Annotated in this window: 17 protein-coding genes; 5 read left to right on the top strand and 12 right to left on the bottom strand. The window is 30.9% G+C overall.

Annotated elements, in window-relative coordinates:
• Positions 1–12 precede the first annotated feature (12 nt).
• The 5 genes from ACNQGO_RS09685 (at position 13) to ACNQGO_RS09705 (ending at position 4,910) form a co-directional block, all read left to right on the top strand.
• Positions 13–1,644 carry an MFS transporter gene (locus ACNQGO_RS09685; protein WP_417985125.1) on the top strand — a complete coding sequence of 544 codons (1,632 nt, stop codon included), beginning with the start codon at positions 13–15 and terminating at the stop codon, positions 1,642–1,644.
• A 150-nt stretch (positions 1,645–1,794) separates the two neighbouring features.
• Positions 1,795–3,405, top strand: a complete 1,611-nt coding sequence (locus ACNQGO_RS09690) for a glycoside hydrolase family 3 protein (protein WP_417985126.1) — start codon at positions 1,795–1,797, stop codon at positions 3,403–3,405.
• 133 nt (positions 3,406–3,538) lie between these two features.
• Positions 3,539–4,177 carry a peroxiredoxin gene (locus tag ACNQGO_RS09695; protein WP_417944060.1) on the top strand — a complete coding sequence of 213 codons (639 nt, stop codon included), beginning with the start codon at positions 3,539–3,541 and terminating at the stop codon, positions 4,175–4,177.
• Positions 4,178–4,258: 81 nt separating this feature from the next.
• Positions 4,259–4,567 carry a thioredoxin family protein gene (locus ACNQGO_RS09700; RefSeq protein WP_417968205.1) on the top strand — a complete coding sequence of 103 codons (309 nt, stop codon included), beginning with the start codon at positions 4,259–4,261 and terminating at the stop codon, positions 4,565–4,567.
• Positions 4,568–4,652: 85 nt separating this feature from the next.
• Positions 4,653–4,910 (top strand): DUF6952 family protein, encoded by a 258-nt coding sequence (locus tag ACNQGO_RS09705; protein ID WP_395047758.1) that lies wholly within the window; start codon positions 4,653–4,655, stop codon positions 4,908–4,910.
• A 426-nt stretch (positions 4,911–5,336) separates the two neighbouring features.
• Here ACNQGO_RS09705 and ACNQGO_RS09710 read toward each other — a convergent pair whose 3' ends face one another.
• From ACNQGO_RS09710 to ACNQGO_RS09765, 12 genes are all read right to left on the bottom strand, one after another.
• Positions 5,337–6,713, bottom strand: a complete 1,377-nt coding sequence (locus ACNQGO_RS09710) for an MptA/MptB family glycosyltransferase (protein ID WP_417985127.1) — start codon at positions 6,711–6,713, stop codon at positions 5,337–5,339.
• Positions 6,714–6,941: 228 nt separating this feature from the next.
• Positions 6,942–8,423, bottom strand: coding sequence for a cellulose synthase family protein (locus tag ACNQGO_RS09715; RefSeq protein ID WP_417985128.1), 1,482 nt, complete (start codon positions 8,421–8,423; stop codon positions 6,942–6,944).
• 1 nt (position 8,424) lies between these two features.
• Positions 8,425–9,114, bottom strand: coding sequence for a glycosyltransferase family 2 protein (locus ACNQGO_RS09720; protein WP_417985129.1), 690 nt, complete (start codon positions 9,112–9,114; stop codon positions 8,425–8,427).
• A 9-nt stretch (positions 9,115–9,123) separates the two neighbouring features.
• A complete protein-coding gene (locus ACNQGO_RS09725) occupies positions 9,124–9,513 on the bottom strand; it encodes a toxin-antitoxin system YwqK family antitoxin (RefSeq protein WP_417985130.1) in 390 nt (129 codons plus the stop codon).
• A 43-nt stretch (positions 9,514–9,556) separates the two neighbouring features.
• Positions 9,557–10,276 (bottom strand): DUF547 domain-containing protein, encoded by a 720-nt coding sequence (locus ACNQGO_RS09730; protein WP_417985131.1) that lies wholly within the window; start codon positions 10,274–10,276, stop codon positions 9,557–9,559.
• A 13-nt stretch (positions 10,277–10,289) separates the two neighbouring features.
• Positions 10,290–11,882, bottom strand: coding sequence for a 4Fe-4S binding protein (locus ACNQGO_RS09735; protein ID WP_417985132.1), 1,593 nt, complete (start codon positions 11,880–11,882; stop codon positions 10,290–10,292).
• Position 11,883: 1 nt separating this feature from the next.
• Positions 11,884–13,173, bottom strand: a complete 1,290-nt coding sequence (locus ACNQGO_RS09740; RefSeq protein ID WP_417985133.1) for an NAD(P)/FAD-dependent oxidoreductase — start codon at positions 13,171–13,173, stop codon at positions 11,884–11,886.
• Between the two features lie 217 nt (positions 13,174–13,390).
• On the bottom strand, positions 13,391–14,368 hold the full coding sequence (locus ACNQGO_RS09745) for a fasciclin domain-containing protein (RefSeq protein WP_417985134.1): 978 nt from the start codon (positions 14,366–14,368) through the stop codon (positions 13,391–13,393).
• A 22-nt stretch (positions 14,369–14,390) separates the two neighbouring features.
• Positions 14,391–15,275, bottom strand: coding sequence for a hypothetical protein (locus ACNQGO_RS09750; RefSeq protein ID WP_417985135.1), 885 nt, complete (start codon positions 15,273–15,275; stop codon positions 14,391–14,393).
• A 474-nt stretch (positions 15,276–15,749) separates the two neighbouring features.
• Entirely contained in the window at positions 15,750–16,508 is a 759-nt protein-coding gene (locus ACNQGO_RS09755; RefSeq protein WP_417985136.1) for a DUF547 domain-containing protein, read from the bottom strand.
• 332 nt (positions 16,509–16,840) lie between these two features.
• The gene (locus ACNQGO_RS09760) at positions 16,841–17,335 is read right to left on the bottom strand and encodes a rhodanese-like domain-containing protein (RefSeq protein WP_417968185.1); all 495 of its coding nucleotides are present in this window, start codon (positions 17,333–17,335) and stop codon (positions 16,841–16,843) included.
• Positions 17,336–17,474: 139 nt separating this feature from the next.
• Positions 17,475–17,846, bottom strand: coding sequence for a cation-transporting P-type ATPase (locus ACNQGO_RS09765; protein WP_417985137.1), 372 nt, complete (start codon positions 17,844–17,846; stop codon positions 17,475–17,477).
• Positions 17,847–17,910 lie beyond the last annotated feature (64 nt).

Genomic DNA, 17,910 nt, shown 5'->3' on the forward strand with positions numbered 1-17,910 from the left:
AAAACGCTACAAATGAAAACAGACAATAGTCCTTGGTATTGGATTCCATTATTAAATTTCGCTTCAGGTTTTCCCTATGCCATTATTCTTTCTGTTTCAGGAACCATGTATAAAAGTCTTGGTATCAGCAATGAAGACATTGGAGTTTATACAAGCTTAATGTATTTACCTTGGGTAATTAAACCATTGTGGAGCCCGTTTATTGACTTACATGGAACCAAACGGAAATGGTTTTTAAGTATGCAATTATTAATTTCGATTGCATTTTTAATAGTAGGTTTTATTATTCCGGCTAGCAATTTTTTCATCTTGAGTTTAGCTGTTTTTTGGGTAGCCGCATTTGCATCAGCGTCCAATGATGTGGCTAGTGATGGCTTTTATTTGTTAGTTTTAGAAAAAGATCAACAGTCTTTCTTTTTAGGGATTAGAAGCACTTTTTATAAAATTGCAATACTTACAGGAAATGGATTAGTTGTGATTTTAGCGGGATATTTAGAAATTGCATACGGTGACAAACATAAAGCTTGGTCTTATACAATGATACTTGTAGCAGTATTTATGATTGCTATTACAATTTACAATTTCTTTTTTACTCCAAAAACTGAAAATAATGGAGAATTAGAAACTAAAACAAAACCTAATTTTAGCAAAGTTTTTTCTACTTTTTTTCAAAAAAAACAAATAGTTCTTATTCTAGCTTTTATTTTACTATTCCGATTAGGTGAGTCACAGTTATTAAAAATGCTTAATCCTTTTTTAGTAGAGCCTATTAAGTATGAACTAGATGAATCAACCAAAAATATCAAACAAAAAACAGCATTACAATCCTATCATTCTATAATTAACAATGGAGGAGAAGCATCTAAAACTGAATTAAAAAACATTTACTATGAGCTACCAATATTAGCCGTAATGCAAAATGAAAAAACAGTATTAGATTTAAACATCATACCTAAAGCCGATATTACAACATATAATGATGTAATGTCAAAAAGAACAAAATTTATTGATGAATTAATTAAAGAAAAAGGTAACATCGATGCAATTCCCAAAAAAGGTATGGGCATATCAAATATGGACTTTGGTATTATCTATGGTATTTTTGGGGTAATTGCACTTGTAATTGGAGGGGTTATTGGCGGTTTCTTAATCTCAAGAGATGGATTAGGAAAATGGATGTTACCCATGATTTTAGCAATGCACTTACCAATTATTGGATTCATTCTAATTTCACATTTTCATCCTGAAATTATTTTTAATCTGAGTCTTCCCTACATTGAATATTCCTTAGATCCTTTTTATTTAAACGTATCTTCTTCTGTTTTTTATTTTAATCCTTATATAGTTGTTACAGTAATTATAGAACAATTTGGTTACGGTTTTGGTTTTGCTGCTTTCATGATGTATTTAATTTATGTAGCCGATGGGGAATCAAAAACGTCTCATTACTCTATCGCAACGGGATTTATGGCTTTAGGAATGATGCTTCCGGGAATGTTGAGCGGTTATATTCAAGAATATCTGGGATATGGAAATTTCTTTATTTGGGTGTTTTTGGCAACTATTCCAGGATTAATTTTATCTCGCTTTTTGATTTTTCCAGCCGATTTTGGTAAAAAATCAGAACAAGAAAAAACAAACTAGCTTTTTTTTAACATATAAGCGCTATGAGTTTGTTTAAGTAATTTTCTCATAAAATAAGTGTTTTTTACAATGTTTTTACAAAATTATTTATGCGCATAATTTGACTTACAGGACTTATATGTTGAAAATTAGTATTATATTTCTTTCAAAATGACTTTAGAACAAAAAATAGGACAATTTTTCTTTCCTGCCGTTTTCATCAACGATACCGAAGAAAACATTCAAGCTATGGAGCGCTTAATTAAAGAATACAATATAGGCGGATTGACTTTTTTTCATAGTCGGGCCAGTGCAGCTACCAATTATGAAACCAAGAAAAAAATTGTAATCAATGACGATAGTTGTCTGCGTTTAAAAGAACTCATCATTCGATACCAAACTTGTGCTCCTACTCCATTATTAATGAGTATTGATGCCGAATGGGGCTTAGCCATGCGTGTCGAAAAAACACCGCAATATCCGTATGCCATTTCGCTTGGTGCCTTACCCGAAAGTGAAAAAAATTTGGTTTATGAAGTAGGTAAACAAATAGGTTTAGACTTAAAATCAGTAGGGATTCATTATAATTTAGCGCCCTTAGCGGATATCAATAACAATCCGAATAATCCAGTTATTGGCTACCGTTCTTTTGGACAAAACAAAGAAAAAGTAGCTGCATTTGCTTTAGAATATGTTCGAGGATTGAATGATGCAGGCGTTCTAGGTTGTCTGAAACATTTTCCCGGACACGGCAATACAAATGTCGATTCGCATTTAGGATTACCGGTTTTAAAAGAAACATTGGACGAATTACTAACCAATGAACTAGTTCCATTTATAAAAGGAATCGAGAATAATGTCGATTCGATTATGATTGGTCATTTGGCCGTTCCCGCTTTGAATGAAGGAAAAGAGACTTCGGCGACCTTGTCAAAATCTGTTATCGAAACCCTTTTGCGAAAGCAATTAGGATACGATGGCTTAGTGATTTCAGATGCTTTAAACATGCACAGCGTTTCTAAAGTATACGATCAAAAAGGACAATTGGAATGGGAAGCTTTCAATGCTGGCAACGATGTATTGTGTTTTGCCGAAAACGTGCCTGAAGGAATCCATGAAATCTTAAATAATGCTACTCTGGAGCGAATTGAAGCTAGTTTTCAACGCATTTGGAAATGCAAACAGAAAGCCGGAATTACAGATGGAAATCTAAGTTTACCAAACCTTTCCCAGAATGACTTTGATTTTGAAACTACGTCGAAATTAAATTTTAAAATTGCTCAAAACAGTATGACTAAAATCAAAGACAACCACAATACGGTGAATGTTTTTGATGCGAAAAATAGAGAAGATTTAGCAAAATTAAGCATCTACAACAGCACTGATACAACATTTTTTAAAGCCTTATCTGCTGCTTTGCCTTCTCCTGAATTCAGTTATGAAAGTGGTGAAACTACCACTCTCGTGGAACTAGAACAAAGCCTATCTAGATTTGACACCCTAGTCATTTCTTTATTTGTACCAAAGGCTAAACCCTTGAATAATTTTGATATTGATGATGCAGTTCTTCAATTTTTAGGCAATTTATTTAGTACAAAAAAATGTATTTTATATGTTTTTGGAAATCCATACGTTCTACAAATCATACCAAATATCAATAAAATATCAGGAACTGTACAAGTATATCAAGATTTTCCAGAATTTCAAGAAGCCGCAGCAGAGCAACTTTTGGAAAACATAAAATGCGAAGGGACTCTGCCTGTTGTGGTTAACTACTTATAAGTGATAGTTTAAAAATCACAGTATAGTAACTCCCTATTTTGAAATAAGTATTTATAATCAAATACTAATTTAATTCATCTTTTGTATACCTACTTTTGCACCATCAAAAAAATAACTTAAAAAGTAAATAAAAATGTCATTAGTAGGTAAAAAATTTCCAAGTATTGCAGTAGACGCTATCTCTGAAATGGGTGATAATTTAAAAATTAACATTTTCGAAGAAGCTGTAAATAACAACAAAAAAGTACTTTTGTTTTGGTATCCAAAAGATTTTACATTCGTATGCCCAACTGAATTACATGCTTTTCAAGCTGCTTTACCAGAATTCGACAAAAGAAATACACTAGTAATTGGTGCCTCTTGTGACACTAACGAAGTGCATTTTGCTTGGTTAAATACTCCAAAAAATAATGGTGGAATTGAAGGTGTTACGTATCCAATTCTAGCTGATACTAACAGAAACTTATCTAACATCTTAGGAATTCTTGATATCGATTCAACTGAATATTCTGAAGAAACTGATTCTGTAATTATTGAAGGTTCTAATGTAACTTTTAGAGCGACTTACCTTATTGACGAAACTGGAAAAATTTTCCACGAAAGTGTAAACGATATGCCACTTGGACGCAACGTAAACGAGTATTTACGTATGGTTGATGCGTACACACACATTCAAGAAAAAGGAGAAGTTTGTCCTGCAAACTGGGAAGCTGGAAAAGAAGCTATGAGTGCTGATAGAGTGAGTACTGCTGAATACTTAAGTTTAAACTAAATCAATAACAACTTCAATAGCAATAATCAATTTCAATTCTACAAATGGATTATTGCTACTGATTTTTTAATATTAAAAAATATGTTAATCGAATTAACCGACGATACGTTACAAGATTTAATTGCAAAAGAAGAAAAAGTAGTGGTTCAATTTTCGGCATCATGGTGTGGCAACTGCCGTATTATGAAACCAAAGTTCAAAAAATTAGCTTCAGAAAACGAAACAATTACTTTTGCGCTTGTTGATGCAGAAAACTTTCCTGAATCGAGAAAATTAGCTAATGTGAGCAATTTACCAACTTTTGCCACTTTTGTGAATGGTAAATTGGTTAATGAAACACAAACTAATAAACAAGAAGTTCTAATTGAATTGGTAAATGAAATCGTTTAATTTTATTCCTTTACTTATTCGTTTAAAGTAACGATTCTCTTTTTAAACAAACATTTCAACGAAAAACCAAATAAACAATTAAATAATGAAATTACCAGTAATCAAACATTTAACGCAGTTTATAGAAGAAAACGACGAAGATTACATCATTGAAACAATCGAAGTTTTAGAGGCAATGACTGAAATTGCATCACTAAAAGACGAAGAATTAGATGTTATTGGAGAATTAATTTCGAATATGTATGGCGCTCTAGAAGTGAATAAATTGGTTAAAACTGGAACCGACAAAAAAGAAGCTTTAAACAGTTTTATGAAACGTGTTCTAGGATCTATTGATCAATAAAAATAGAATTCAAATACTAAAATATTGAAACGTACTCCAATCCGAGTGCGTTTTTTTATATTTGAATGAAGAGAAATCGCCATTCAAAATTATAATAAAAATTGTTTGGCTAAGTTTGTTTTTAAGTACGTAAGATTTTTTATCAAAGATCATAATACCATTTTTTTAGTACTGCCAAAGCAGGTTTAAAAATCTAAATTTCCAGTTTAAAAACCAGCATTAACCCAAAGATGTAGTTTTAACATGACAGTCATTTAATAATCATGCGCAATTGCATTGCTGGCAATAATTCCTTCCGTACTTTCGCTCCACCATTTCTCTTGGTTATTATAGTGAACTGTGGTTCTCTTTCTCTTTACTAAAGCATAGGGAATTAAAGATATCGCATTAATGTGATGGTTGCTCTATTCCTCAAAAGTGTTTTGTTTACGCTCCTTTATTGACGCCAGTACGTTCATTACTTTTAATTCTAGTTCCAAATATGCTGAAAATTTTAAACGGCATTTTCTTCATCTCATTAAATAGCACCAAAGCAACAACAATATATTCTATAGCAATTAGACCTAAATTTTCTTTAAATACAGGATTAGAATACGTGTAATAGCTAACAACAACCATCAAACTCCAAACAATTGGAAATTTAAAATTTGTAAAAACACTAATTAACACGAGATTAATAATGTACCAAGGGTGTACCGTTGTAGCCGTAAAAAAGTAAATGCTTAACACCAGTAAAAAACTTTGAAACAAATTTAAGGTTGTCTTATTCTTTCCAAAAAAGGACTGTAATACGATAAAAACAATCATCAAAACTGGAATTACTTGACCAGTACTTTGAATAATATTGTACCCTTTAAAATAATAACCAATGGCTCTAATAATATAATAAACACTTGCATTAAATTCAAAATTGGTAAACCACAAACCAATAGTTTTAGAATAATTTGAAATCAATTCAGCAGAAAAAAATGGTACAAAAAACAAAATATTTATTCCGATTATAATTCCGTAAAAAGCGAAACTTTTTTTCCATCCTAATTTTTGAAAAAACAAAGGCAATAACAGTAAGGGCAATAGTTTTGTAGCAATAGATAATGCCAAAATCACAGCAGCTTCCCTCCATTTATTCATCTGCAATAAATAGAGACTCCAAATAAAAAAGAAGAGCATTACACCTTCAAAATGCAAATTACCAGTTAGTTCTATAATTACCAACGGATTTAATAAAAACCAAAATATGCGGTGTCTTTCTAATCCTAACTTTTCTAATAATTTGCTACCAAAATACAAAGTTCCAAAGTCGGCTGCAATGATGATTGTTCTCAAAACTATTGTTCCACCTAGAATAGAATGATTACTGAAAAAACCAGCCAATACAAAGAATAATTGATTGACAGGTGGATAATTAGAAAAATGAGATGCACTTAAATTACCCATTGCTCCTACTAATTCACGTGCATGTGAAAGTGTGAAATTTGGATCTAAAATTAAATCATTCGGAAGGTTTGTAAATGGATTTAGACCTAATAAAATAAGGCGGCCATCCCAAATAAAACGATAAAAATCTTGTGATAAATTGGGTAAACTAAAAATAAAAAGTAATCGAAACAGTACCGAAATTAAAATTAAGAAATTAAAATTATTCTTTTCTGTTTGGATAATTTTGTAAGTAAAAAAAAAGAGTAATCCAAAAGAAAATAATAAGGCAAGAAAATCAGTTCTTTCTAAAAAGTAAGCAATATAAGCATACAAAAATACGCTGCATAAAACATACGATTTAGTTGCATTGCTGTTCTGTTTCATTGAATTTGTAAGAATCATAAATTTACATAAAAGAAAGCATTAGATTCAGGGCACAAAATGAATTGATTAAATCTACTATTGATCAACTTCGAGAAAACAAAACATCAAAATTGAATCTTTATCTACAAAATAGATGTCAAAAATTTAATAGAATTTACTAAAATATTTTTTTATTTTAAAGATGTAAACTCCAAGAATTTTATTGTTTTGTCTAAAAGATCTATAAAATTAGTCGGTAATTTGGATTGATTTAACGAAAACATATCCATATCCAATGGAAAGCATCAAATGAAATGGTAACAAACCATAATCATTCAAGCGAATACCACTATAGATTCCAAAAAGAAAATAAATTAAAAGTAATCCCTCTATAATAATATTTTTAGATACTTTTTTGGAGATATAAGTATTCTGTTTCCATTTATCTTTTAAACTTTCGATATTGAATTTTGGCGTTCGGATAAACTCACTTTTTTTACCCCAAAGACCCTCTAAAACCGCCACGGTGTTATGGAATGAGAAACCCATAGCAATACTATAAAAAGTAAAAAACAAACCAATATACTTTAAAAAATTAGTAATTCCTCCGCCGTTAATTTTTTTGAAAGTAAACCAATAACATGTAAAAAATATTAGCGAGGTAAAAACAAAAAGTGCCAATATATCAAAGAAAAGGGCTAATTGTGGATATTTATTTTTAATGAATACAACTGGAACACTCAATACTGCCATTAAAAATATAAACAAAAACATTGAACTATTGAGTAAATGCAATAGACCATGAATTTTTGTTTTAACCGAAATATTTGTTGAAGTTATGACACGCCAGTTCATTTTTCTAAAATTCTCAGCACCTCCTTTATTCCAACGAAATTGCTGTGAACGTGCTGCACTGATAATAACAGGTAATTCAGCCGGAGTTACTACATCAATCAAATATTTAAATTTCCATTTTTTGAGTTGTGCTCTATAACTCAGATCTAAATCTTCGGTTAAAGTATCACTTTCCCAATTTCCTGCATCAATGATGCATGCTTTGCGCCATACTCCTGCTGTTCCATTAAAATTGATAAAGTGCGATTGTGAATTTCTTCCTACTTGTTCTAATATAAAATGAGCATCTAATGCAAAGGCTTGAATTTTGGTCAATATAGAATAATTTCTATTTAAATGTCCCCAGCGAGTTTGTACTACACCAATACCTGCATCCTTAAAATAAGGAATAGTTTGTAGCAACCATTCTTTCTGCGGAACAAAATCAGCATCAAAAACAGCAATGAATTCACCTTTTGCAGATACTAAACCCTCTTTCAAAGCTCCAGCTTTAAAACCGATACGATTAGACCTTGTAATCAGTTTTATATCTAACCCTTCAGAAGATAAACGATCAACTATTTTTTTGGTATCAATTATACTTTCATCAGTACTATCGTCCAAAACTTGAATTTCTAATTTATCTTTTGGATAATCCAGTTCTGCAATAGTAATAAGCAATCTTTCGACAACATACTTTTCATTAAAAATAGGCAATTGAATCGTAACTACAGGGATTTCCGAAGGTATTGTAAAATCAAATTGTATCGATTTATCAATTTTTTTTTGATTTTTTAAATAATTAATCAACAAATTAAGTTGCGAGAAACCATAAAAAAAAAGCAATAATATAGACAAGCAATATATGGTAAGAATGATATAAGAAAGTTGCAGCATATTATTTGAAAGCGTATTTAAAAATCCAACCAATAATTTTAATTCCAGCCATGATAGTACCTTTTACAGTTCCTGATACTTTTGATACACCAATCCGGTTTTTATATCGAACTGGAATCTCCTTATATGAAATACGTTTGCGTAAAACTTTTAATTGCATTTCTACTGTCCAACCATAAGTTTTATCATGCATTTCAAGATCAACCAGAGTAGAGTATTTTATGGCTCGAAAAGGTCCTAAATCTGTAAACTTTGAACCGAAAAAAAGTTTCATCAATACAGTAGCTAATTTATTTCCAAAAATTTGTTGTGGAGTCATTGAGCCGGTTTCCCTTAATTCAGGTACTCTTGCACCTATAACAAAATCAACTTTGTTACTAAGTATAGGATCTATTAGCTTGGTTAATTCTTCAGGATAGTCAGAGTAATCACCATCCAAAAAAACGACAATGGTAGGTTTAACTTCTTGCTGAGAAATATAATCAAGCCCTTTTAAACAAGCATAACCATATCCCTTATTATTTTCAGATAATACAGTGGCTCCAACATTTTGAGCCACTGCGATTGTATTATCTGTTGATTTATTACTAATTACAATAATTTCAGATACATAGTCAGGAATCTCATTAATAACATTTGCTATCGCTTTTTCCTCATTGTAAGCAGGTATAATTACTTTTATTATATTCATTATTGTTTTTCAGGGATTGTCACTTTTATAAGCCGCAATTGTATTCCATTCTTTAATCTTTAATCCTGCTTTGTAGCGCGCGGCTTTTATTATTGCACCATTTTTATAGAAAATACCAAGGCCATCTTCTACATTATTTTTATATTCAACTTTTTTTACTATTTCACCTTTATTGCTATAGAACAACCACCACTCAATTTTTTTATTTTCGGCAAAATGGCCCTCTTCTTTTTTACTCCCATTTTCATTGTAAAAAAACCAATAATCAACTTTTTGATTTTGTTGAAGCCATCCCTCAGACTTCAATTTACCATTTTTATAATGATTTTTCACATACGTTTTTGGTCCTGAACCAGAAATAACACAGAGAAAAATCATTATAAAAACAGACTTAATCATTTTTTAATTTTTTGGTAACCTTACTATATTCTATAGGAAGAAGTTATATTTTATTTAGAGACCAATCAAAATCATACGTTTGAACGGTCAGTTTATTGTCTATTTTTTTTTCTAAAAAAAGATTGATAAAATCGATTTCATTAAAATAGTTTACAGCAAAATCTTTTTTGTACCATTCAAAGATTTTTGACAATTCTATGACTTTAGTATCTTTATTTATAAAAAAGTAATTTTTAGAATTTATAACAAGAGTTGCACGAGATTTTATCTGCTCCTCAATTGTAGCTGGCAAATAAGCAGTATTTAATAGTGGAGCTCCACCATTTGCTGCACTTGACAAAGTAAAGTGTATCGCAGGATCAAAAAACAAATCTCTTAAAATTACATTTTCAATATCATCAAGAGTTAATTCTTGATTTCCTACCACAAATGTATTCGTAGTAAAAAATCCTGGTATTGTTTCAACAGATGCTATTGGAAATTTATCAACAACACTTTTAATAACATGAAGATTATAAACATTAATCCAAAATGCTTTTGCAACTTTTTTATCGCTAAACTTAGTATCAAGTTTTGCAATATTATCTAAAATGTAAATTAATTCTCCAGGACTTTTCTTGATTTTAAAATAATCAACTTTCCCATCTGCTGACACATTTTTCTTTAAAAACTCTGTAGCTTGTTCAAAAAATAATTCTGTAGTTTGAGCCTTTGAAATTAAAGTTAAGCCTAAAAAACAAAGTGTTAATAAAATCTTTTTCATTTGAAATTCATTTTTATTTATTGGTTATTAAATCCATTAATTTAAAATCATTTCCTAGTAAAATCTCATTAGAATTGATTCTGCCTGAAGGGGTGTCATTTTCTAATTTTAGTACTCCACGCGGACAAACTGCCGAACAAACGCCGCAACCTACACATGAAGAACGAACGATATTTTCTCCTTTTTGTGCATAACTGCGTACATCAATTCCCATTTCGCAGTAGGTAGAACAGTTACCGCACGAAATACACTGTCCGCCATTTGTTGTAATTCTAAATCTTGAGAACAATCGTTGTTGCAATCCTAAAATTGCCGCCATTGGACAACCAAAACGGCACCAAACACGGTTGCCTAAAATGGGGTAAAATCCAACTCCAATAACGCCACTAAAAGCTGAACCTATTGCAAATCCATACCATTCTCTCAATGAATTACTGTCAAAAAATAGAATATTTTGACTACCAGAAAAATAATTTAGCAGCAAAGATATAATAATTATGACTACTAATGAAACCATCGTATAAATAGCATCTGTATCCATATCATTTCTTTTGAAAATATACAAAAGTGATGTAAATACACTCAAAAATAATACAATTCCTATAGTAAATTGATCTTTTGTTATAAAACTCATTCCAGGATTATTGGACAAAAAAGTGAATATTACTGCAATAGTTATAACAAATGAAAAGACTAATATGCTATGTATCATCCAGCGCTCTATTTTCCATGAGGCTTCAGTTTTACTAGACAAATGTCTAAAACTATCTCCCGCTGTTTCAGCAAGGCCACCACAACCACAAACCCATGAGCAATACCAGCGCTTTCCATAAAAATAGGTAAGAATTGGAGAGATAATAAAAATCATAGCAATACCAAAAATCAGCATGAACATCCCTAAATTACCTCCTTCAAGCATATTTTTTAAATGCCAATCATTGAAGAAATAATAATTAAGAGGCCACATATTTTTTAAATCTTTTGCAAAATAAGCTTTCTCAGGATTTAATTTTTCTAAAATTTCAGGAATTAAAAATGCAAATCCCAATTGAAAAAACATCACAGAAATTGTACGCACTAATTGGTATTTATTGTGGCGGTATTTTAGAATAAATTTATATCCCAAGCCTAAAATTGCTACTGTATATAGCGTTCCGTATACAAACCATTGACTGGCTGCTTTTCCATTTAATACAAAACTTAAAGGGTCAAAAAAACCAACTATTCCGGTATTTAATCCACCACTTTGATTGAGTCCCAAGTATTGGGGAAACCAATATAAAGCAATGTAGAATGCCGTCAATACAATTCCGATCATCCAGGCCCAACTCCCTTTACTAGTAAGGCTTTGATGCCAGATACCATTGTTTTTTATGCCTTCAGGTTGGTTGAGATACGTTCTATTAGCATAAATAATAATTCCTGTTAATACCGCCAGAATAGATCCTGTAAGCCACATCTCTTTATTGGGAAATGATACGTTAAACAACGCGAGTGTCATAATAAACAAGCCAATTAATCCAAGTGTAATGCTCAATTTTTGAACAACATCCATTTGTAGGTTTTCATGAGAAGCGATCGATATATTTTTACTTGATTGGCTCATATTATTGTACGGTAGCAAATTGATTATTAAATTGTTTTTGAATTTCGTGGTCGTGCGAAGTAAATAATTCAGGATCGAAATTAGCTTTTGATAAATTTCGAATAATATAATCTACCGATTCCTTATTATTTAAAACGGTGTCAAAAAATTCATGACGCATGCGTATTCCAAAGGTATTTATGCCTAAAAAAATTCTACTCTCCCTATCAAATGAAATGCGGACTGCTTTTTTTCCTGCAGCATGTTCCCAGTAAAAATGAACTTCATTTTCTTTGGCTGTAGCCCATACCCATCCATACGTTTGATATTCAATATCTAAAAATTTTGCTGAATTGAACCAGTTCCCAGGCTTGTATGCTGTAGGGTTTCCTGTTAATGTTTGTGCTAACACTTCGCCCATCATGCGCCCACTGTACCAAACAGCTTCAACAGGTCGTCTCAATCCTATTGCTTCACGTTGCTCAGCACAATCGCCAATCGCGTAAATATTTTGAACACTCGTTTCCAGAAATTGATTCACTTTGATTCCTTTTCCTAATTCAATTTCAGAATTTTTAAGAAAATCAATATTTGGCGAAACACCGGTTGTTAATCCTACCAATTCACAATTTATAGTTTCACCTTTATCCGTAATTACAGCTTTAACACGGCCGTTCTCATCAGAAATAATTTCAACTAAATTTGTTTCTAATTTTAAATCGATATGGTGTTCTGCTATATGGCGGTTGATCATTTGGCTTTCGCCGAAAGGCAAAACTCCACCCCAAAATGTTTTTTCCCGAACCAAGAAAGTAACTTGAATATTGCGAGACCGTAACATTTCGGCTAACTCAATACCGATCAATCCTCCGCCTACTATTACAGCATGTTTCGTTGTAGGTGCCCATTTTTCTAATGCTTCTAGATCCTGTTTATGATAAAATCCTGTTACGCCTTGTAAATCCTGCCCTGGCCAACCATTTTTATTTGGCACTGATCCTGTTGCTAGCACTAATTTATCATATCCTATTTTTTCATTACCGTTTAAAACGATAGCTTTTAAATCTGGTTCTACGGAAGTGACATATCCTTCGATAAGATTAATTTTGTTTTTTTTCCAAAATTGATCTTCATACGGTAGTGTATGCTCAAATTTCATATGTCCCATAAAAACATACATCAATGCAGTTCTAGAAAAGAAAAATTTATTTTCAGAGGAGATGATCGTAATCTCTGAATTACTTTTTTTTCTAATGTGACGTGCCAGTGTAACTCCAGCAATTCCGTTACCAATGATGACAATATGTTCCATATAAAATGAATATGCTTGTTATGATTTAAAAAATGCTTTTTAATTTCTTTTAAAAATAGAATATTTTCGATAAAAATGATTGATTTTGTTTAAAAGTATTTCAACCTAATTATTTTCTTAATTACAACTTTTAAAAAAATAACAGTTGCAAAACTAATTTTACAACTGTTACTTTGTTTTACCATAAAGGAATTTTGTATTAGTTTACAAAATACAATTAAGGTACTAAAACTTTATCAATAACGTGAACTACACCGTTTGTACATTGAATATCTGGGATAACCATGTTGGCTGGAGTTGCAGTTCCATTACTTTTCACTGTAAATGTTCCATTCGCAAAAGCACTGTACGTTAGTGTTCCTCCACCAGCTGTCATTTCCGTTAAAGCTGTTTGCTCTGATGTGAATTTACCTTTAATTGCACCTGTCCTACCTACTGCATGGTTTAACAAAACCGTTTGTAAAAAGGTTGGGTCAGCTGCAGATACTGCTGCTACATTTGGAAATCCTGCTGCGATGAACGCTGCGTCTGTTGGTGCATATATCGTAAAATTTGCAGTAGGATCTGATAAAGTAGCTGCTAATCCTGATCGTACTACTGCTGCCACTAAAAATGTTAGTTCTGGCTTTTTGAATACACCACCACCCGCTACAGCTTGTGCTGATGCAACAATATTAGCTCCAGTAGCAAGCATTACTTTATCAATCGCATGAACAGTTCCGTTACTTGCTGAAACATCTGTTATTACAATCTTAGAACCATTAATGTACTTATCATTTCCTCTACTGATGAACCGTCTTGTAAGACCTTGCAACGCTGATCCTGAAGTTCCTCCTGCCATAATTTGGCTAGATGGTAAGTTCGCATTAGAAACGTGATATAATAATGTGTTCGTTAAAAACGTATTATTTAATGCGCCTAAACTACCTGCATCAACTAGTCCTAATCTAGCAAAAGCATCATTTATAGGAGCAAATACAGTAAAATTTCCTGAAGGATCTCCTGCATTTTTGTTACTTAATACTACCGCTACGCCACCTTGAATTGCTGCTGCCTCAAGGGTACTGAAAGCTGAATTTGTTACAGCTATGTTGGCAATTGTTGGTTTCTCATCAGCATAATCATTATCACATGATACTAATGTTGCTAGTAATGTAAAAGCCAATAATGCGCTTTTTATATTTAAATTTTTCATTTCTTTAATTTAGAGTTATTAATTAAAATTTATAAACTAGTGCACCATAAAATCCAGTCGCTTTTCCGATATTTCTACCTGCTACTAAAGTGCTAGCACCTCCAGCTAATCCAAAATCTTTGTAAAGAGGAGTGTAAAGGTTCAAACCTATTTTGGTATAGTTTACTTTTGTAGCTGGGAAAAAGCCTTGAAAACCTTCTGCCAAAATATCTACACCACTTGTAGATGTTTGATTTGCTACGTAAGCATCGCAATAAAATTTAGAAGCCGCGTATCCTAATTTAAGTTCTGATGTGTACGAGTTAGGCACATCATTTGAAGCTATATTTCCTCCAATTTGTCCTGAAGCAAAAATTCCAGAGTCCATTTTGAACATAGCTAAACCAAGAGCACTAACCGTTGTGCTTCTGTTTCCAATTGCAATAATTGATTGCAATCCTTCATCAACTTTGTAGTCTCCTATTGGTGTTTTTAATCCTAAAGCACCAATCAATCTTAAGCTAGATTTACCAAAATTCTGGAAGTAAGGATTGTATTTCAAGTAAAAAGATACGTCTTGAACTCCACTTCTAGTGTTTGAATAGTTTAAGTTGCTTAATTGCTCTTGAGAAGCATTCCCTTCAGCTGAAATGTACGGTAAAGACATTACAACATCTAATTGATTTGATAGACCATAAGTTGCATACAAATTAGTACTGTTTAACTTTACTTCGTTAAAAATTGGTACACCATTTGTTTCTTGTGGTACTAAGTACACTTTATCATACTTTTCTGAACTTAAAGAAAGAGAAACATTTCCTTTTCCTTTACCTTGCATGAATCCACTTATTGGGCTCTGCGAAAAAGCGGTATTTACACCTCCTAGTGTTGTTACAGCTAACATTAATAGTAATTGTTTTTTAATCATAGTGTTTAAGTGTTATTTGTTTAACTTATTTATTCATTTACGAGGGATAAATAGATTTGGTTTTAGAAAATCTAAAAAAAATTAAAAATTTTAAAAAATTGTTGATTTTCAATTAACTACCTCATCAAAAATATTTATAAATAATATTGAAAACTTCCTTATCCAATAAAAAAAACCAATTTAATGATATTTTTTTTTGATACAAATTTCAAAAGTTCTTATAAATTCTTGTTATAAAATGTTTCACTGTTAACTAATTTGTACTAATTCTTAAAACTTAAAAAGTATTACTTTGAATCCCAATCAATGAAAAGTTTTAAATAATATTTTTTTTATGTTAAGACAACTACATAAAATTGAATTTTATTGGTATTTAAAACGAACTGTATAATTCCTATCATCAACATTTTAGATCAAATTATATTTCGATTGAAAAAGTGAGTGCAATAAGAAAAAGTAATTTACTAGGAAAGGTTAGTCATTAAGATTCCAATTGTAATATTTGTAACTTATTTTTGCATTTGAACTGATTTTAATGGTACTATAAAAGTTTAAAAAATCTATTACATCCCCTTTTGTTTTAAAATCGGCAGCAAACCAATCAAATATTTTTGATACTTCAATTTTGTTCGGTGTAATGGAATTTTTAGATGTATCAGTAATGAAATTTCTAGTAACCGAAACCAATTGTTTTTCCAATTTTGATTCCGTAAATGCTTCATTTAATAATTCCGGACAAGAAACCGAAGCACAATTTATGGCAAAGTGAATGCGAGGTTCATTCATCTTGCGCAGAATGTTATTTTCAATTTCTTCTAAACTGTATTTTTTGGCACCAATAGAAATAAATTTTTTGCCCCATGGATCAGCAATATCTTTAATGCTTTTAGTTGGGTAGTTGTTTAAAATTAATTGCACCGTATATGCATTATATGCGTTTATCCAATATGCTAGAGTTGCATTTCTTGACCATGATTTAGTGGGTGAATTGTTTGAAAGTTCGTTTAAGTATACCTTTAGTTCTTTACTATCTTTTTGAAAACCTCTATAATTTACATTTCCGTTCTTTAAAACATTTTTCTGTAATAATGCATTCCATCTTGCATGATTAACGCCAGATGCTTCTGCAGTGTTGCTTTTCTCATTAATAAATTTTACGGCTTCTGGATTTGTTCCGTTTTTACCACTAGAAAAAAATGGTAAAAAAATTAAGGACAGGAAAAACATTTTCATAGGTTTAATATTTAAGATTATTGATTTGGTTTAATTATTTATAAAAATTGGTAGTCATTGCTGTTTATTTTTGTCATTTCAAATTTTGTAATTCTTGTGTTGATGAATTTTAAAACAGTTATATTGTATTTAACTTACTTGTACTTGTAAATTTTGTTTTATAAAATTAAGCAACTGGTGTTTTTTGGTTTTATACTCCAAAAATCCTTATAGCTGTTACTCTTATTTTATTTAAACTATAAGTTATAATGAGATACGATAAATTATATAGATCGGTTTTAGTTAAAATACTTTTTTAAAGAATTGTTCAGCATTTAATTTAAGAATTCGTTTTAGTTTTCATAAATCTTGGTCCCTTTTTTCAAATATTTACTCCAACTTTTGTTGTAGGTATGTACATTATCTGTATCCTGACCTTTATTGTCAATTACTTTCCCATTATTATTTTTCCATTCAAAAATTCCACCATAAAGATTGTATACATTTTTATAGCCCATTTTAAGTAGTTTTTCTCCAATTTTCTCGCTGCGAACTCCAATAGAACAGTAAACAATTATGTTGGCGTTCTTATTTGGTATTGTTGCAGTAATTTTATTTTTATCGAAATTATTATAACCTACAGAAAGCGCATCTTTAATATGACTCACGTTAAATTCGCTTATTTCCCTGGAATCTAATACAATAACCCCTTTTTTTGCCTGAAATTCTTCTACAGTTATGTAAGGGACAGTTTTACTATTTAGTTTTTCTAAAACTTTTGGAATTGTTTTTTGTCCCAAACAAAATTGAGTGGCAACTACAGATAAAAGGGCAAACAGATATTTCATTCTAAGTATGTTTATACAATATCTAACTTACGAAAAAAATTAGTACTCAGATAAAACTTTTTTTTAAATTTAAAGAATAGCAAATTTAAAAAGATAAATCAAAGGTGAAATAAAACAGAAATTCCTTTTTGAAAAAAGATTAAAATGCAATAATAAAGCAAGATTTAAAGCAATCAATTTTAAGATTTAATCTATAATTCGGGAAGGGTTTTATATAATCTTTCAATTTTTCTAAAGCGTTGTGACTTCTAGCCTTTTGATAGGATGAAATTATAGCTATCAAAATAATTGCTGCAGCTAAAAATATACCATCAGATGTTTTTCCGCTTATGAAATAAATGGTTGATGCTACCAATAATAAAATGGTCATAGGATCTTTGACAATCTGAAGTAAGCCATTTAAAAACATATTGTTTTTTTTATAGGCAGTTTTGTTCTCACCGTATTTTTTTCTTGCACGATTTACCTCAGCAGTTGTTAAACCTTTACTTTTAAATTTATTGTGAAGCATACCGTTTTTATTGATTTTTAGATTGAATAGGAACCTATTACATTATAATTTGTGTTTCTTGGAA

It is taken from the genome of Flavobacterium frigidum, from assembly GCF_048286735.1.
Taxonomy (GTDB): Bacteria; Bacteroidota; Bacteroidia; order Flavobacteriales; family Flavobacteriaceae; genus Flavobacterium.